Raw genomic sequence first — 17,887 nt, forward strand, 5'->3', positions numbered from 1 at the left:
ATTGTATTAAAATGTAAGAAAGCCACTCATGGTCAAGTCATGAGTGGCTTTTGTTATTTTATGAAGCCCTGGAATTTTGTCGAATTTTCGATATCGATAGGCGAAAAAAAAAGACACCGATTTACCAGATCGGTGTCAAACAAATGGCTAGTCGGTCTGCCATAAATGGATTACCAACCAAAATCTTAACGTATTATAGTTATAGCAAATTATGTCGAAGTTTGTCGAGGGGTAATTTTTGGCACCTTTGGGAGTGAAAGCGCAATTTAACATCCAATAAAATACCAATAAAAGGAGACTAAGATCTATCTTAATTTAATATATTACCCGCCAGCAAACCTATTAAACTCGAAATGCGAGATTTGTAATATAATCGTAAAATTTATAACATTCAAATTCTGATAAAATATTCCTATAGAGGCAAAATACGATATTTTTTTACCAAAAATCAACGAGTCAGAGGTGTACAGATGAAGAAGCTCGTATCCAGGATGATCTTGGCGGCATTACTTATATCCATGATTCCTTTTCACTCAGCTATGGCAGCAACAACACAACAGGAGCAAGTGGTAGAAATTGCGAAAAAATACATAGGAGTGCCGTACCAGTATGGAGGCACAACAACAAGTGGTTTCGACTGTTCAGGCTATATTGGATATGTTTTTGATGAAATCGGGATCCAATTACCGCGAATTTCAGCTGACCAGTATAACACCGGGACACCAGTATCCAAAGCTGACCTTCAGCCAGGAGATCTAGTGTTTTTCGAAAAAACATATGACAAAGCAGGAGTCACACACTCTGGAATATACATAGGCGACAATCAATTCTTAAGCGCCACGACAAGCAAAGGGATCAAAATTGATTCACTTGAGAGTACATATTGGGGACCTAAATACTACGGAGCAAAAAGAATCCTGGAATCAACAAGCGTTCAGCCAGGCGATTATCAAGATGTCCCACAGGATCATCCTGCATACCAGGCGGTTATGACACTTAGCGGCCAAAATGTTATTAAAGGAATCGACAGCACCACGTTTCAGCCAGAGCAGGCAGTGACAAGAGGACAAGCTGCAGCAATCATCAATCGTGTGTTGAAGCTGACACCTAAAACCCTGAACGGTTTCAAGGATGTTTCTTCAAACTACCAATTCGCAGCTGACATTGCAGCGATCAGGGAAGCGGGAGTAATCAACGGTTTTGCCGATGGTACATTCCGTCCAAACAACAATATGACAAAAGCCGAGATGGCGGTCATCGTCCAAAGAGCATTTAAGCTTAATCTGCCGGGAGTCCAAACAGCAAGTGCTCCTTACACAGATGTAATGCCAGGCTATTGGGCATATGATGCCATTCAGACAATGCATAGAATCGATACTACAACCATTTTCGACGGCAGCCAATACGGTGCTTCGTTAAAAGCAACCCGTGCTACGTTTGCGGCATCCATCTACAATTCTATCAATGCTGGTAAATAAGAGACTGTTAAATAAAGGCTGGGAGCAAGGTTCCCAGCTTTTTCTATGCCTATATTCCTTAAAAAGGTCTAAAGATGTAAGGTTTTGGACCGATATTAAAGCAGAATAATTTAATAGATAGTGAGTATATGACTATTTTAAAAAATCTGACGAAACTGTCTATTATATTTGTAAATAAATTGGTAGAATAAGAGAGAAATTTGTCAGAATTATTCACATAATACATCTGGGGGTAAAAGAATGAAGAAGAAAATTGGCACGCTCGCCTTGACTTTCGGGTTGACCGTGAGCAGTTTATTGTCGTTCCAGCAGCCAACGGCATTTGCGCAAGACGATATTACTGGAAGCGCACTAGAAACAGAAATGCGCGCAATGATTGCCGCTGATGTAATCCAGGGGTATGGAGAAGGAATCTACAAACCAGCTTTAAATGTAACACGAGGACAGTTTGCGACATTTATTTCACGTGCACTTAAACTGCCAGAGGGACCGCATGTATACTCTGACGTTCCATTATCATCCGGTCTTGCGACGGGCATCAACAGTGCCGCTGCAGCAGGAATCATCATGGGGTACACACCGTCAACATTCGGACCTAATGATCAGATTTCCCGTGAACAAGCGGCAGCTATGATTGACCGTGCTTTCAATTATATGCAGATTGTCCGGGAAGACGCGGTTCTGAATTTTTCAGATGCGAATGAAATCAATAATAATTTTAAAATGGCCGTTGCGAAAAACTCGCAGGACGGTCTCATAAAAGGTCTTGCAAATGGCGATGGTACTTACAAATTCTTGCCAAAAAAGACAGCAACACGTCAAGAAGCGGCTGCTTTCATCTACCGCATGCTCAATAAAATGGCAGAGTCTGAAATTCCTGAAGAACCGGGTGACGGTGGCACAGAGGGATACAGAGTAGCCACAATCCAATCAACTGGAGAAATGACATACTCTAAAACCTATTCTTCTTTTGACGCAGCTAAAACCGCAGCTACAGCTTCAAACCAAGTGGTCACAGTAAACGAGCAAATCGTAGAAATGCCTGCAGGATTGGTTTGGTCAAAGCCAGCGCTTGGAAGTTCCTTAACTTACATTTATAAGGACGCATCATTATCATCTTCTTTTACCTATTTGCCAGCAGGCCAGGAAATGAAATACATTGAAGCGACTGAGAATTATGTAAAGGTAATCCTTGCGGGTAAAACCGTTTACGTAAAACATGATGAAGTTTCTCTTGTACCTTTGCAGTTAATCGAAGGCAGAAACTATTATTCTGTTAACACAAATGGCGAGCTAGTCCATACAATCTATGACACTGTAAAAAAATCATATGTATCCTACACAATGGGATTAGCACCAAGCTTCCTTTCACAGGGACAAAAGTATTACAGCTGGGATGGCGGCCAGTTCATGAATACCTCAGGAAATGTAGTCGGCACTGCTTATCAGTACTTTAACTACCTTCCAGCCCGTACAGAAACTGTTTATACAGCAGAGGAATTGAATAGCTATATTGATTACATTTTAGCTGAAAAGCAAGCTCTTTATACTTCTAACCCTACTACTTATGCGAAGTACAAGGACGCATCAACAGTCAGCAAAATCAAAGGTCTTGGAACTTATTTGAAAGTGGCCGAAGTGAAGCATAACATCAATGCATTGCTGATCCTTGGAATGGCGATGCATGAAAGTGACTTCGGAATGAGCAAATACGCTTTGGAACGCAATAATCTGTTCGGAATCAAAGCATACGACAGCAATACAGACGCAGCACAGACTTTTGCTTCTCCGAACGAAGCAATTGATGCACTTGCTAACCTTTACTTGAATAAAAATTACATCAACCCAGTAGGTGCCCATGCAAATGGTGCGGCAACAGGAAACAAAGCCCGCGGCTTTAACGTAAAATACGCTTCAGACCCATACTGGGGACAAAAAATCGCCGGCCATATGCACAGAGTCGACATGTACCTGGGCAAAAAAGACCGCAGCACAAACACATACCGCATCGGCGAAACAGCAGTTGAAGGAGTCAACGCCCGCGTAATGCCAGGAACAGAAGCCGCTATTGCATACAAAAACAACAATCTTGGCTCACCAGTAGCCATACTCGGCTCAGTGAAACACACAGACAACTACGAATGGGACAAAATCATGTCAGACTCAGCAACAATAAACGAAGTCTACATCCGCGCAGACCTCATCAAAGAACTCCCAATCGTAAAATAAATGGTACATGGGGACGGTTCTCATGTTCTCAAAGGGAACACAGGGACGGTTCTTATGTTCCAAATTTACACTTTTTAATAGAAACATAGTAAAAATGCTGGCATATCATGTGCCAGCATTTTTTTAAGGAGAGTTTATTTTGGAAAAGCAATTGTTACAGGCAATCCATTGTTTCAGGCTCTGGGCAGTACGGCCGACCAATCCTTCGATGAATGGGAAGCCGAGTATCCTCGTTGGAATAAAATTTATCAGACAGCAGATAAGTTAATCGAGGCAGACTCCGTAGGTGATTGGAGCGGAGAGTTGTTAGATGAGTTCCTATTCTGATAATGAATGTGAAAATATCATTGATTTGCTTACTCAATCTCAGGACCAGTTGATCGCAGTTGCCTTTTTTCAATTTTTTATTTAACAAAAGGGGAGGCGGAAGTAGGAAAGTTAGTTTGTAACCCTTTAGAGTTTTATAAGGATAAACCCAAAAATGAAAAATCAATAAACTTGGATGAAGGGAGTTAGAGGTAGTAGGAGAAGGTGAAACAGTTGTGAAGGGAGCCACTATCCCTTTTATTTTTAGCTAATGGGTGCATGATCCAGAAGGGTTATTGATGTTAAAGCTCTTATTTCGCTAATGGCGCAGATTAGTGATATAAGAGATTTTTCTGGCAGCACTTCAGTAGTTCAGTTCAACCTTATGACATTTTCAGACTTTCGTCTCGTTTCCCTCCACTGGTTCAAAATGAGTTTTAAAAACACTATGCTTTTTCCCTAGTTTATTAATGACAATATAGGTTGAATCCAATTCTCTCTCAACCTGGTACTCCTCTCCCAAGTCGAATTCCAACTCAATGTCTTCGTTATTGATGCAAATGACTTTTTTCATACTTATCCCCCTAAAAAATAGGTACTACTCTATATCTTTCGACGAAATGGTTATATTTATGTCTCTCTTCAATAAGTTTCAGGGAAAAAATGGTGATTACACTGCCGCCGTATTGGAAACGTACTTGCCATTTTTTCGAATTCCTGGACTTGGATTTTTAACATTCATAACGGAAAATGCAGAATAGCAAATAATCAAAACAAACTTACAAAAGTATTTTCTGATTTTATTGGACAGTACATATCCAAATAACATAAAAAATAAATCGGCCTTTTTAAAAAGAGCCGATTTATTAAAGGAATTTACATTGTTAATTCAAACTGCCTGGAATAAAGATGTGAATAGGGTCCGTCGTTTGCAAGCAACGCATCGTGTGTACCTTGTTCCACAATACCATCCTCTGATAATACGATGATCCTTTGAGCATTGCGGATCGTTGATAAGCGATGGGCAATAACGATGGTTGTTCGGCCCTTTGCTAACCTTTCGAGTGAATCTTTAATGATGCTTTCGCTCTCATTATCTAATGCGCTTGTTGCTTCATCTAAAATGAGAATGGGAGGATTCTTAAGAAACACTCGGGCGATGCTAAGTCTTTGTTTTTGCCCACCGGAAAGTCGGACTCCACGCTGGCCAATTTCAGAGTGATATCCGTTTGGAAGGTTCATGATAAAGTCGTGGGCGTTTGCATGCATAGATGCATTTATTATTTCCTCTTCGCTGGCTGCTGGATTTCCGTAACGAATATTTTCCATAATAGTCCCGGTGAAGAGATAAACATCTTGCTGTACAATGCCAATGCTCTTTCTCAAGGAATCCAGATCAAGAGCGCGGACGTTGTTCCCATCAAGTAATACCTCTCCATCAGTAACTTCATAAAAGCGGGGGATGAGCGAGCAAAATGTCGTTTTTCCCGCACCAGACGGGCCCACCAATGCTACATACTCTCCTGGTTGTATTCGGAGAGACAGGTTTTCCAAGACATGGTCCAAATGGTCTTCATAACGGAAGGAAACATTCTTGAACTCTATTTCACCGCGCACTTCTGCAAGAGTTACGGCATTTGGTTTGTTTTCAATTGCCGGTTTTAGATTCATGATTTCCATAAACCGCTGAAAACCCGTGATTCCTTCCTGAAATTGCGTACTCATATGAGTCAATTTTTGAATTGGCTCAATCATATAGTTAATATACAGTAAAAAAGTGATTAAATCGGCTAAATCCAATGTGTTGTTGACGATACTGGCACCGCCAAAGATAATCACTGAAATCGTAATCAGCTGGATAATCGTTTGTACCACATTGTAAAACTTAGCTTCTGTCTTGTAGAACTCTTTTCTGCTTTCCAGGAAACGATTGTTTTCCCGGTTAAACTTTTCAATCTCAAAGTGTTCGTTGGCAAACGATTTAACTACGCGGATGCCTGACAGACTATCCTCGACCTGTGCGTTTACGTCCCCAATCCGTTCTTTGTTTCTTTTTAGTGCTCTGTTTTCAATCCTATTAAAAAATAAAGAAATGGCACCTAACAATGGCAGGAAGCAGAAAGCGACGATCGTCAACGGAGCGTTAATAAAGAACAAAATAACAAACGCTCCAATAAATCGGACTAGATATTGGAGATAGTCTTCCGGGCCGTGATGGTACAACTCGGAAAGCAGCAGCAGGTCATTCGTGATCCTTGACATGAGTTGCCCAGTCTTTTCCTTATCGTAAAAGCTGAAGGAAAGCTTTTGCATGTGCGCAAACAGCTCACTGCGCATATCACTTTCCATTCGGGCACCTACTTCATGTCCTTTGTAGTCCACAAAATAGGTTCCAATATTCTGGATGGCGACTAAAAATAGCATCAGCCCGCCAATCCAATAAACTTCACTTAGGGCGGTGGCCAAGTCTCCATCTAAAACGTCTTTTGTAATATACCGGACGAGTAACGGGAATACCAAAGTCAGACCCGATACGATAAAAGCGCACGCTAATACCGAAAGATACAATTTTAAATACGGTTTATAATACGATAAAAATTTTTGAACTGGAAAATCCATAAGTTACCCCTTTTTGTGTTATTTAAATAAACACATATAGGGGGCACACCGTTAACATTTAAGAAAGTGTTACACCCCTATATGTTTGAACGGATTGATTCATCATGTTTTTCATTGAAAGATCCTCCTTGTTTGTTGATATGTAAATTATATACAACACAATTTAAAAATGTACAGAAAATTTCGAAACATAGGAACGGTTCTCATGTTAAAAAAATTGAATGATAGAATGACAGAAAGATGCTGGTACAATCCTGTGCCAGCATTTTTTTAAAAGAGAGTTATCTATAAAAAAGAATTTTTACAAGAAGCGGCAAATTTCAAGCTTCGGGCTATAATAGCTCATCAATCCTTTGACCAATGGAAAACAGAGTATCTTCATTGGGATAAAATTTATTTAGCCACGGATGAGCTTGTCGATAATGTCCAGCAGGGGATGGTGCGCAGAGTTGTTAGATTGCTTTCTATACATACTGGCTCGTGACAATGAATGTGAAAATATCATATATATCACGAGCAGTTGTTGGCAAATCTAGACATTTCACTTTTGAAGACTCTGATGCAAGATGGCAGATTGCTTTTGGGCTCGGTAAAATTAATGCCGTTAATAATGAGGTCCTTAGTCTGCTCAAACAATTACTTGAGGATGAATATGAATATGAATATGTTAAAAGAAGGGCTTATTTATCGAGAGAGAAAAAGATTTGAATCATTCCCTGTTTCTTTCACAGAAGGAACCAGAAATATCGCGGGCACATGTTAGAAAAAATCTAATATGTGCTTCTTTTCGCTTTATATTACCACTTTTAAACTGAGTTATAATAGGTTAGTTAAGAAACTATTTTTCAAATCTATAAGTAATTAGTGAAATTCACTTCCTGGAAAACTCGAACTATATACATATTATTCCAATATATATTATTAATTTACTATATTTAATGGTAAAATTGGAATGTAATGTAAAAAAACTAGTATAAAGGGAGAGTAAAAGGAATGAAATTGAGGAAGTGGAAACATTACTTATTATCCGCTGTTTTGATAGGATGCATCGCTTTACCAGGGATGCCTGTAAGAGCGGAAGTATTAGAAATTTCGAAAAAGGTTCAAAAGCCGAATATAGGTGCTGAATTAAATTTTAAGCCTTTAAAACACGAAACAAAGTTAAGTGAAAGGGCAAAGGCTCATTTTAGTCTTGATTCAAAAGGGGATAAAAAGGTTGAAAGATTCTATGTAGAAATAATGGCTTCTGAAGGCATCAACATTGTTTCTCCTAAATCTTTTGAAGTCCCAACAAAAACAGAACAGGAAATTAGCTATACGATTTCACCGAATATAGATGGGAAGATCATGGCAACTGTCACTGAATTCCAAACGAATGGAAAACCTACTTCTGTTAGGAAATTGGAATTTAATGTTGTCTCTAATGATGAAACAGTTTTACATGGCGATGGTGTGTATTCGTTAACAAAAGAACTCTTGGAAAAAGAAAAGAAATCAGGAAAGAAGAATGAGAAACAGGTAAAACAAGAAAAAAAGAAGTTGAACAAGAAAGGTGCAAAAACTTCAGTTGTCCGTTTAAAGGATAAAACAGCTACTGAACAATTTCACCTTGCGGCAGTTTCTAATCAACTAGAGGTTTCTGGGCAGGTTCTTTGGACAGATGCTGAGGGAAATACTCATCCAGCAGAAGGTGTTAACGTTCAAATACTTGATGAAGATAACATCTTCGATGATTTTATTACTACCATTCAAACGGATAAAAATGGAGAATACAGTGCTTCTTTTGATAATGATGCAAAGTGGCCGGAAAGTGGTTATGATATATTCGTAAGGATCTCTACGGAGGGAGATGGATTTGTTGTCACGCCTGCGGGAGATGATGAAGCTTATGAGATTGATAGTGACACAGAGTATGACATCCAAAATGGATCAAGTGTGGGGATCGATATAACCACAAATCAAAACAGGGAAAATGGAGAAGCGTTTTCAGTCCACCAGGCTATGCTGATGGCGGCAAAATACACTAAAGATGTGAATGGAAGTGGTCTTCCAAATGTAAAAGTATTTTTCCCTGATTCAAGTGGGGGCAGTGCTTCTTATTATGATGGGGATGACCTTCATTTACTTAATGGAGACGGATTTGATTGGGATGTCATCCACCACGAATATGGACATCACGCGGCTAATATTCTCAATATTGAAGATAATCCTGGCGGTGAACATAATATTGGGCAAAGCTTAGCAGACCTTCATGGAAAGGATGAGGGATTGAGGCTTGCCTGGGGTGAAGCGTGGCCAACCTTTTATGCGATAAGTCTCCAGTGGGAAATGAATGCAAGTGCGCTAGGCGTACCAAACGTAGGAGATGTTAGATACCAAGATACAGATGATGCAAACTTTGCCTATAATTTAGAAGATAATGAATCAGAGGGTATTGGCGGAGAAGATAATGAAGTATCCATCCAAAGAGCTCTATGGGATTTATATGATATTGGAGCAGAGATAGGAGACGGTGTTTCTTTAGGCGATCATATGTTATGGAATAGGTTAAAACAGGGCAACCCTGTTAATTTTTCAGAAGCATACCAGAGTATTATTGATGGTAAAACAATTAAAGATATGCTTCCGATTGGAACACTCCTAGCTACACATGGGATATCGCCAACCCTGACAAAAGTTAGCGGTATTTTGAGTGAAGAAACGATTCCAACTTTTTCATGGAGTAACAGTGGTGGAAATGATTTCAAGCATAATGAATTCCAAATCGAGTTCTATAATGAAGATTACAGTAAGAAACTACTTACAATTGAAGAGATTAGTGAAAACAAATATAAACCGACAAAGGAAGAATGGAAGGCGATTTTGACATCTTCTGTCGATCGCACTCTTCATTGGGTGGTTAAAGCTTCGCAGACTAGCTCCCCTATTACAGGTCCTTACTTAGGAGGAGAGGCGGCAGTAAAAAGACCTTCTAGCGTCGATGTTGCCTTTGTGGTAGATACTACCGGATCAATGTGGGATGACATCTACCAGGTGAAAAACTCTATCGGAGATATCGTAGATCGCTTAAATGATCAGAGTGCAGATTTCCGGATTAGCATAACAGAGTTTAAAGATTTTAACCACAGTGGAGGAGATTCGTCGGATTATCCTTATCGAGCAATTCAACCTTTTACAGCAGATAGATCACTGATTCAAAATAGTGTACAAACACTTTCTGCTACCGGAGGAGGAGATTGGCCAGAATCAGTATATTCAGGATTAATGAATACGATTCTAGGTGAAGGCATTGGCGAATGGCGGGCTGACGCAGAAAGGGTAATTATCCTCATGGGTGATGCACCACCAAAGGATCCTGAGCCGGAAACAGAATATACGATGGCGGATGTAATCGGTGCTGCGAACAAAGGGGGAATATTGGTTCCTGAAGATCTTAAGGCTAAAGCTTCAACAGAGGGAATTAATATCCACAGTATTGTAATTGGAGAAGATTATTCAACGAAAAATGCCTTTACGAGTCTTTCTGATGGCACAGGAGGAAAGGTCTTTACGGCTCTTACAGCATCGGATGTTGTAGATTCTATCATGGAGGCAATTGGAAGTATCGGAACTGAACCCGATCTCAATCAAGCGCCAGATACTTCAGGAGCAAAAGCAAGTATTTCAGAAATTAATAGTGTGAATCATAAAATGGTTTCAATTGATATACTTGACGTCGTCGATCCAGATGGTGACCCTGTACAAATTGAAATCACTGGAATCACTCAGGATGAAGCTGTGAATGAGAAGGGTAAAGGTAAAAAAGAAGTAGATGGTGAAGGAATCGGCACAAATCAAGCGCAAGTAAGGGCGGAACGTGCAGGAAATGGCAATGGACGTGTGTACCATATTACATTTAGAGCACGAGACGATAAAGGGGCGGAATCAGTAGGCTCAGTTGTGGTAGGGGTACGTCATGATATGGGTGAAAACCACGCGATCATTGATGATGGTCAACTATTTATATCAACTACTCCATAATCTGTTTTAATTACGTGGAGGTTTTATTGTGAAAAGATGTTTATTTCTCTTAATGTGTATAATTTCAATGGTTGGCTGCAGCCAGGAAAGTACATCACCAAAACAGTCAGGGAAAATGTTGCCGCCAATTAAAGCTAAGCTAGAGGTAGAAGAAGAATCCCTCAGCAACGATATTATACAGCTTACTTTACGAATTACATTTGAAAACTCCGAAACAAAGGCAAAAGCTATCTTAGAGGAATCAGGTGTAATCCAAAACACCGAAGTAGGAAAAAGTGTATTGGGAGAATGGAGTAATCTTCAAAAGGGTGAGGCTATTTCTATTCTGATTGATGTAAAAGCAAAAGGTAATGGGAAAGGAAGCATCAAAGTGAAGGTAGAAGCATACGACGATAATGGAAAGTTAAAGTATGGAATGAATCCATCTCAATATTTTCTTTTCAGCGAAGAAGAGGTACTAACAGGAAATAACGGCTTTATGGAGTTGGAAATTCAGCACCTGGACCACTTGAAGGAGCAAGGGAAGATTTCGAACAAGGAATACGAAAAACGTAAAGAAGAAATCATGAAGGGGAATTAGCATTACAAATGCGTTAACACATTAAAGCGGTGGGGGTCAGACCCCCACCGCTTTAATGTTCTAAAGTATTTGTTTTTTTATGCTGTTTTCTTCTTCTTCAAAATCCCCAGCAGCTGCCTGAAGCCTTCACGATAAAACACATAAACTCCAGCGACATAAAGGACTACGCCAAGCGGCACAAGAATCCCCAGCTGGATCAATGAGTAAAGCTCAGAAATCGGCGTGAACTGTTTGATTAAGTACAACGGTATCGCCATAATCAAGGTCGGCAATACCACTCGTGCAAACAGCATTCCCAACCTTACTCGCTCTTCACGATCGAAATCTTTATACACAACATACGTCGAGACGCCCAAGTAATAAATCGAAACGAGCGAGCTTGTCAGCGCCAGGCCTGGGTATCCAAACCGGCCTACGAGCAGCCAGTTGAATACGAGGTTCAACACGATGGTCGTAATGCTGATCCGCAGCACGATCGCCGTTTTCCCGCGGGCGTACATCGATTTTGACACAATGTACTGCAAGCCTTGCGTGACAATCAACGGAATATAATAAACAAGTGCGATATAAGTGTTCTGTGTATCCTCAGCCGTAAAGCGGCCGCGTTCGTACACAAACGAGATCGCTTCTTTGCCGACAAGCAGCAAGCCGACCGCAATCGGCAGCAAGGTCACAAGTGTAATCTGCATACCCATGAACACGGTGCCCTGGAACTTCTTAGGGTTGTCCACCTGTTCAGACAATAAGGTGAAAATAATCGCCGCAACAGTTGTCGCATAAATCGCCTGTGGGATGCTCACCAAAAGGGAGGCGTTGTTCAAGTACGTAACCGCACCGCTGACCTCAGTACCTGAAGCAAACGATTTATTCACGAACATATTAATCTGTCCAACAACCGAATTCAACAACGCGGGCGCCAACAGGACAATGAAAGCCGAAAAGAATGCCTTCTCTACTTTTACCGTAGGCTGCCACTTATAACCGTTCTTAAACAGGTAAAAGAACTGAACGACTGTACCTAAGAATGTTCCAAAAATAAAACCGTAAGCAAGGCTGTAAATTCCCCACTGATCAGAGAACAATAGGGCAAATACTGCACCCATCAAGGTCGCGAGCAATTTTGAAATCTGTGACGGAACAAACACACGTCGCCCCTGAAGATAAGACTCCAGTATCCCATTCACAGCAATCAAACTCATAAATAGGAAAAAGAACTGCGTGATATCAACAGCAATTTTTTTGGTCGTTTCCGTCATGTGCCCATAAATGAAAGGGACAAAATAAGGAACAAGGAAGTACCCGACAAGTGTAACGCCGAGGAAGACTAACACCGTTCCATTCAAGATGCCGTTTGCATTGCGCTCCGTTTCCTCAGGGTTTTCCTTCCTTTTTTGCACATACATAGGAAGAAACACGTTATTGAACCCGCCGGAAATCATCGCCACAACGAGCGTGATAAAAGAAAAGGCCAGCAAAAAACCATCTGTGTAATGATTGGCCCCGAACTCATTGGCGATAATACTTTCCCGCAAGAAACCGGATAGCTTAAGGACTAAGGCCAGCAGGGTGATCCAGATGGCCGTTTTTTTCAATCCTGCCATAAATATTTCAGTCACTTTCTATAAAAGAATTTTCTCGCATTAAATTTCCGTCCAAGGCCAAATTCCACATAAGCGAGACGAAAAGGCCCCTAAACAAAAGTAAGGCGAAACAGCATATGCCCCGCCTTACTCGTCTCTTTCTCTATCATAACAGTCTCCATCCACAGAGACCATAATACCCAAAAAAATTTATTTACGCCCCAAAGCGCTCAAATAAATCTCTTCATACTTTTCAGCCGCAGCAACGTGGGAGTATTCGTCCTCGATTTTCTTGCGAGCCTTTGCAGCGAACTCTTCGCCTTTATCCGGATTAGCCAGCAAGTAGATGATCGCGTCCGAAAGCTCCTGGACATTCTTCTCCTCAACAAGCAAGCCGTCTTCCTTGTCTTCGATGATTTCCTTCAAGCCGCCGACCGCGCAGGCAACTAACGGAGATCCAGAGCCCATCGCTTCCAAAGCAGAAATCGAAGTTGCTTCTTCAACGCCGGCGGAGTGGACACTTGGCACAAGCGCAACATCTGCCAGTGCGTAATAGTCCTTAACCTTATCATGGGCAACCGCGCCAAGCAGGTCAACATTGTTCTCCAGCCCATTTTCGGCCACAATTTTCTTAATTTCCGACAACGCTTCGCCGCTTCCTGCATAGATTAACCTTGTGTTTGGAAATTCCTTAAGGACAGCAGGCAAGGCAAGCGCCGGATAGATGACACCGTTCTTTTTCGTCAAACGGCGCGGAACGAATAAAATGTTCTCATCACGCGAAATGCCATACTTATCACGAAGCGCGTCCTTCTTGTCCTTATCAGGCTTGAAGCTGTGAATGTCGATGAAGTTGCGGATCGCGATGCCGTCGACACCTGACAATTCCTTCACATAGTCCTTCAATCGCTGGTCAACCGTGACGATCTTGCGTGTGCCCTGGTAAGCCTGGATTTCGATTTCCTGCATTTCCTGTGCTTCAGCGCTGCCTTCGTCGATCGAACCTTTGCTGACAGCTTCGAACGCCATATAGCCGTGGACAGTCGAAACAACAGGAATCCCTGTCTCAAGTGCAGCGAGGGTAGTGAACGGATCCTGGGCGTTAATCACGTCATATTTTTTATGTTTATTTTTTAAAATAAGAGCCTTCAGCAAATTCTTGCGGGCATAATGGCTCCATAGAATACCGCGGCCCTTTTTCACCTTATTGATGACAAAACTTGGCCCCTGTGCGTACATCTTGCGGACAACAGGCGACACATCCGTGAACGAAAGGACATCCACTTCATGCCCGCGCTCCTCAAGACCAGCCTTCAACGTAGCAACATGTGTAGAAAGACCGCCAGCATGCGGGTAATCATAAGCGGTAGCAATAAGAATTTTCATAATTGCACCTCCTGAGTTATTTTTAGCAAACGGAAACACGGGGACGGTTCTCGTGTTCCAATTTGGAACATGAGAACCGTCCCCATGTTCCACTTATCTTACAAACTTTTCTTTCATTAAATCAATGTTCCTAACGGCTTCGGCGCGCATTTCTTCGGCGTTTGCTTTTACAACCTGGCTGTACTTTTCGCGGTTGTCCAACAATTCCAAGCCGTTTTTCGTCAGCTCGTCGACGTTCATTTCTTCAAGTACAGCTGAGTATGGCCACATGCCGCTTCGCTTGAGCAGGCTTTCGACTTTTTTGTCATAGCTTAACCCAATATGCGGCACGCCTGTCAGCGTTGAGAAAATTAATGCGTGCAATCTCATGCCGATCGTCATCTGGCATTCGCCGATGAAGTTCAGGTATTGGTTAGGTGTAAAATTCATTCCAAGAATGTGGCACTTGTCCGCGTGTTTCATATGCTTCATGACATTTTTGCTTGCCGTGTCGTCGTGATGGCCTTCCATCGGCACGAAAACAGGCGTAATGCCGCGAGCTTCGATCCAGTGATCAAGAATCTCAGCTACCTGCTCGAACTGCTTTACTTTTTCAAACCAAGGACGCACAGATACTGCGACTAAGTTGTCCTTGCGCTCCAGTTGAAGGCTGTCAATCGCTGCAGTATCCTTTTTCGGATGAAAAGCAAACACGATATCAGATGTAACGACTGTTTCTGGACGAGTAACACCCAGCTTGTGCAGCAAATCCTTCGAAAACTGGTCACGAACCGTAACGAAGTCTGCCATATTGGCAAATACCTTCATTAAAATTTTACCCCATGTGGAGTTGACCGGGCCGATGCCTTGTGAGAAGAACATAACCTTTGTTCCGACAAGCTTTGCTAAAAAGACAATCAACAAATAGTACGGAAGGGGGCCGAAAATAAAGCGGGTCGGATATGTATCCTGCAGCAATCCGCCGCCGCCAGAAATCAGCAGGTTCGCTTCCTTCAAAGCCTTGACCTTCCCTTTAAAATCATGGCGCCAGCCGCGGTATACAGTTTTTACATTATGTTCCTTTGCCGTCTGCTCCGGTGATAAAGAGAATACGGTAATTTCTGGCTGGTCTAAATGCTCGCGCAAGTTATCGACAATGGATTCAAGAATGGCTTCGTCACCAGTATTACCGAGGCCATAAAATCCTGAGATGACAATTTTCAAAGAAGTTGCTCCTCCTTAATATAGAAAGTAGTGCGTTGGTAAAACATAATCATAATTAATTTAAAACGCAGTGCAAAAAAAGAAGGTGCCCTAACAATTCTAAGCACCGAAAAGCTAAACAATATTTTAACACTATCACGGAATGCATTCAATGTTCAAGGGTGCAAGGTTTGACAAGATTTGATATACTATGTTAGAAATTGAAACTAGATTGATCAAATAATCACATAATATAAGCAATTATAACTGCCTTAAAAAGAGAGGTCCTTATTAATGAAGAAGATTTGTGTCATTGGATTAGGTTATATCGGACTGCCAACCGCTGCGGTTTTTGCAAGAGCCGGCTATGACATTGTCGGAGTAGACGTCAGCGAGCGTGTAGTGAACTCGTTAAATAATGGAGAAATTACAATTGAAGAAGTCGGGCTTCCTGAGCTCGTTAAAGAAGTTGTCGAAAAAGAGAAGCTTCGCGCTTCACTTACACCGGAAGAGGCAGATGTATTTATCATCGCCGTTCCGACGCCAATCCACCATGATTTAACTGCAAATGTAGATTACGTAATCAGCGCAACGAAATCAATCGTTCCTTTTGTAAAAAAAGGCGATGTCGTGATCGTTGAGTCAACAATCCCGCCAAGAACGATGGATGATGTTGTAGCGCCGATCCTTGTTGAAGCTGGATTCGACGTTCAAAACGATGTATTCCTTGCACACTGCCCAGAGCGCGTGCTTCCAGGCCGCATCCTGATCGAGCTGATCGAAAACACTCGTATCGTCGGCGGAACAACTCCCGTTGCTGCTAAAAAGGCTGGTGACGTGTACCGTGCAGTCGTAACTGGCGACGTCATTGAGACAGAAGCGATTACAGCTGAAATGTCAAAACTTATGGAAAATACATTCCGTGACGTGAACATTGCACTTGCGAATGAATTAGCTAAAATCAGTGCGAAACTAGGCGTCAATGCTCACAGCGTAATCGAGCTTGCCAACAAGCACCCACGCGTAAATATCCACCAGCCTGGACCTGGTGTAGGCGGACACTGCTTAGCAGTCGACCCTTATTTCATTGTTGAAAAAGCTCGCAATGAATCCGTTCTGATCAAGCTATCACGCGACATCAACAATTCAATGCCAGAATTCGTCGTTGAAAAGGTTGAAGAGTTAACAGTACAGATCGAAAAACCGAAGATTGCTGTTATGGGCTTAACATATAAAGGAAACATCGATGACGTGCGAGAAAGTCCGGCGATTGAAATTTATGAAATGCTGGCTAAAAATCCGCGCTTCGAAACAGTGGCGCATGACCCACACGTTCAGCAGGATCAGGTACAATTCCCACTTCTTTCATTAGAAGATGCATTGGCTGATGCTCACGTTGCTGTCGTACTGGCTGACCACAATGAATTTAAAACATTAGACAGCCAACTTGTTTCTTCTAAAATGAAGTCACCAGTTGTGTTCGATACGAAAAACTGCACAAATCTTGATAGCGATTTTGTAAAAGTTTACAAAATCGGCGACCTGTCAGGACTGAAACCAATTCAGCTCTAAGAGGGTTTGATAACTGCTATGGAAAAAGAAAACTATTTAGGCGTCAATGTGTCGCCTTTAAATTATGAACAAATCATTGCAGACCTCCGCGTACGGATGGAGGCTGGCCTGCAATCAACAATCATCGCGGTCAACCCAGAAAAGGTTATGGCTGCGGAAAAAAATGAAGAGCTTCGCCAGTTGATTAACTCATCAACCTACCAGATTCCAGATGGAGTAGGGATTTTGCTCGCCTCGAAAATGAAGGGCGGCAAGATTTCCTCCCGGGTAACTGGGGTAGATATGATGGACAGGCTGATCCGCTTTGCTGCTGAGGAAAACCATAAGGTCTTCCTTTACGGGGCAAAAGAAGAAGTCGTCACAACGGCAAAGCAAAAGCTTGAAGAAAAATATCCAGGCCTTGTCATTTCCGGTTACGAGAATGGGTATGAAAAGGACAATGAAAAAATCATTAATAATATCAATGCATCAGGCGCGGAATTGCTGTTTGTCGCAATGGGCAGCCCGAAGCAGGAGCTGTGGATCCGCGAAAACATGGGCAAGCTGAACGTGAAAGTATTCCAGGGAGTCGGCGGCAGCTTCGACGTCTTCTCCGGAAAAGTCCAGCGCGCGCCACTATTCTTCCGCAAGCTTGGCATTGAATGGCTGTACCGTCTGTTAAAAGAACCAAAGCGCTTCAAGCGCCAGCTGGCACTGCCAAGATTTTTAATGAAAATCCTTGGCGCTAAATAATATCGATAAAAAAGAACCAAAATAAGGCTTGAACTAACTATTCAAGCCTTTTAAAATGTCTAAAAGAAGAAATGTGTCTATATGTGTCACCAAACAGGTTAGAAAAACGTCTATTATTTTATAAGCTCTGTATACAAGGCTGTTGATTTTCGTTCCAGGCGTTTCACTTTCCGCGGGGCTGGCGCTGAGCCTCCTCGTCGCTT

At 41.9% G+C, this 17,887-nt stretch carries 13 protein-coding genes; 8 read left to right on the forward strand and 5 right to left on the reverse strand.

From position 1 onward, the window contains the following. The first annotated feature begins 470 nt into the window (after nucleotides 1-470). The 3 genes from V7654_RS01630 (at nucleotide 471) to V7654_RS01640 (ending at nucleotide 4,034) form a co-directional block, all read left to right on the forward strand. Nucleotides 471-1,478, forward strand: coding sequence for a C40 family peptidase (locus tag V7654_RS01630; protein WP_335427960.1), 1,008 nt, complete (start codon nucleotides 471-473; stop codon nucleotides 1,476-1,478). Between the two features lie 240 nt (nucleotides 1,479-1,718). Next, nucleotides 1,719-3,707: an S-layer homology domain-containing protein gene (locus V7654_RS01635; RefSeq protein ID WP_335427961.1), complete on the forward strand. Its 1,989-nt coding sequence runs from the start codon at nucleotides 1,719-1,721 to the stop codon at nucleotides 3,705-3,707. A 168-nt stretch (nucleotides 3,708-3,875) separates the two neighbouring features. Continuing rightward, nucleotides 3,876-4,034 carry a hypothetical protein gene (locus V7654_RS01640; protein WP_335427963.1) on the forward strand — a complete coding sequence of 53 codons (159 nt, stop codon included), beginning with the start codon at nucleotides 3,876-3,878 and terminating at the stop codon, nucleotides 4,032-4,034. 373 nt (nucleotides 4,035-4,407) lie between these two features. Here the strand turns inward: V7654_RS01640 and V7654_RS01645 are convergent, their stop codons facing one another. Both V7654_RS01645 and V7654_RS01650 read right to left on the reverse strand, forming a co-directional pair. Beyond that, on the reverse strand, nucleotides 4,408-4,587 hold the full coding sequence (locus tag V7654_RS01645; protein WP_335427964.1) for a hypothetical protein: 180 nt from the start codon (nucleotides 4,585-4,587) through the stop codon (nucleotides 4,408-4,410). Between the two features lie 302 nt (nucleotides 4,588-4,889). Next, entirely contained in the window at nucleotides 4,890-6,632 is a 1,743-nt protein-coding gene (locus V7654_RS01650) for an ABC transporter ATP-binding protein (protein WP_335427965.1), read from the reverse strand. A gap of 486 nt (nucleotides 6,633-7,118) precedes the next feature. Between V7654_RS01650 and V7654_RS01655 the strand changes: the two genes are divergently transcribed. The 3 genes from V7654_RS01655 to V7654_RS01665 all read left to right on the forward strand — a co-directional run bounded on the left by V7654_RS01655 (nucleotide 7,119) and on the right by V7654_RS01665 (nucleotide 11,232). Beyond that, nucleotides 7,119-7,340 carry a hypothetical protein gene (locus V7654_RS01655; RefSeq protein WP_335427966.1) on the forward strand — a complete coding sequence of 74 codons (222 nt, stop codon included), beginning with the start codon at nucleotides 7,119-7,121 and terminating at the stop codon, nucleotides 7,338-7,340. Nucleotides 7,341-7,625: 285 nt separating this feature from the next. Next, entirely contained in the window at nucleotides 7,626-10,652 is a 3,027-nt protein-coding gene (locus V7654_RS01660) for a vWA domain-containing protein (protein ID WP_335427967.1), read from the forward strand. A gap of 52 nt (nucleotides 10,653-10,704) precedes the next feature. Continuing rightward, nucleotides 10,705-11,232: a hypothetical protein gene (locus V7654_RS01665; RefSeq protein WP_335427969.1), complete on the forward strand. Its 528-nt coding sequence runs from the start codon at nucleotides 10,705-10,707 to the stop codon at nucleotides 11,230-11,232. Between the two features lie 77 nt (nucleotides 11,233-11,309). Here the strand turns inward: V7654_RS01665 and murJ are convergent, their stop codons facing one another. The 3 genes from murJ to csaB form a co-directional block, all read right to left on the reverse strand. Next, nucleotides 11,310-12,833 carry a murein biosynthesis integral membrane protein MurJ gene (gene murJ, locus V7654_RS01670; protein ID WP_335428013.1) on the reverse strand — a complete coding sequence of 508 codons (1,524 nt, stop codon included), beginning with the start codon at nucleotides 12,831-12,833 and terminating at the stop codon, nucleotides 11,310-11,312. Nucleotides 12,834-13,022: 189 nt separating this feature from the next. Next, complete coding sequence (locus tag V7654_RS01675) at nucleotides 13,023-14,198, reverse strand: glycosyltransferase family 4 protein (RefSeq protein WP_335427971.1); 1,176 nt, start codon at nucleotides 14,196-14,198, stop codon at nucleotides 13,023-13,025. Nucleotides 14,199-14,291: 93 nt separating this feature from the next. Continuing rightward, nucleotides 14,292-15,401 carry a polysaccharide pyruvyl transferase CsaB gene (gene csaB / locus V7654_RS01680; RefSeq protein ID WP_335427972.1) on the reverse strand — a complete coding sequence of 370 codons (1,110 nt, stop codon included), beginning with the start codon at nucleotides 15,399-15,401 and terminating at the stop codon, nucleotides 14,292-14,294. Between the two features lie 273 nt (nucleotides 15,402-15,674). On the opposite strand from csaB, the gene V7654_RS01685 reads away from it, so the two are divergent. Next, nucleotides 15,675-16,952, forward strand: coding sequence for a nucleotide sugar dehydrogenase (locus tag V7654_RS01685; protein ID WP_335427974.1), 1,278 nt, complete (start codon nucleotides 15,675-15,677; stop codon nucleotides 16,950-16,952). 18 nt (nucleotides 16,953-16,970) lie between these two features. Continuing rightward, on the forward strand, nucleotides 16,971-17,684 hold the full coding sequence (locus V7654_RS01690) for a WecB/TagA/CpsF family glycosyltransferase (protein ID WP_335427975.1): 714 nt from the start codon (nucleotides 16,971-16,973) through the stop codon (nucleotides 17,682-17,684). The last annotated feature ends 203 nt before the right edge of the window (nucleotides 17,685-17,887 follow it).

It is taken from the genome of Bacillus sp. JJ1609, from assembly GCF_036967045.1.
Classification (GTDB): Bacteria; Bacillota; Bacilli; order Bacillales; family Cytobacillaceae; genus Mesobacillus.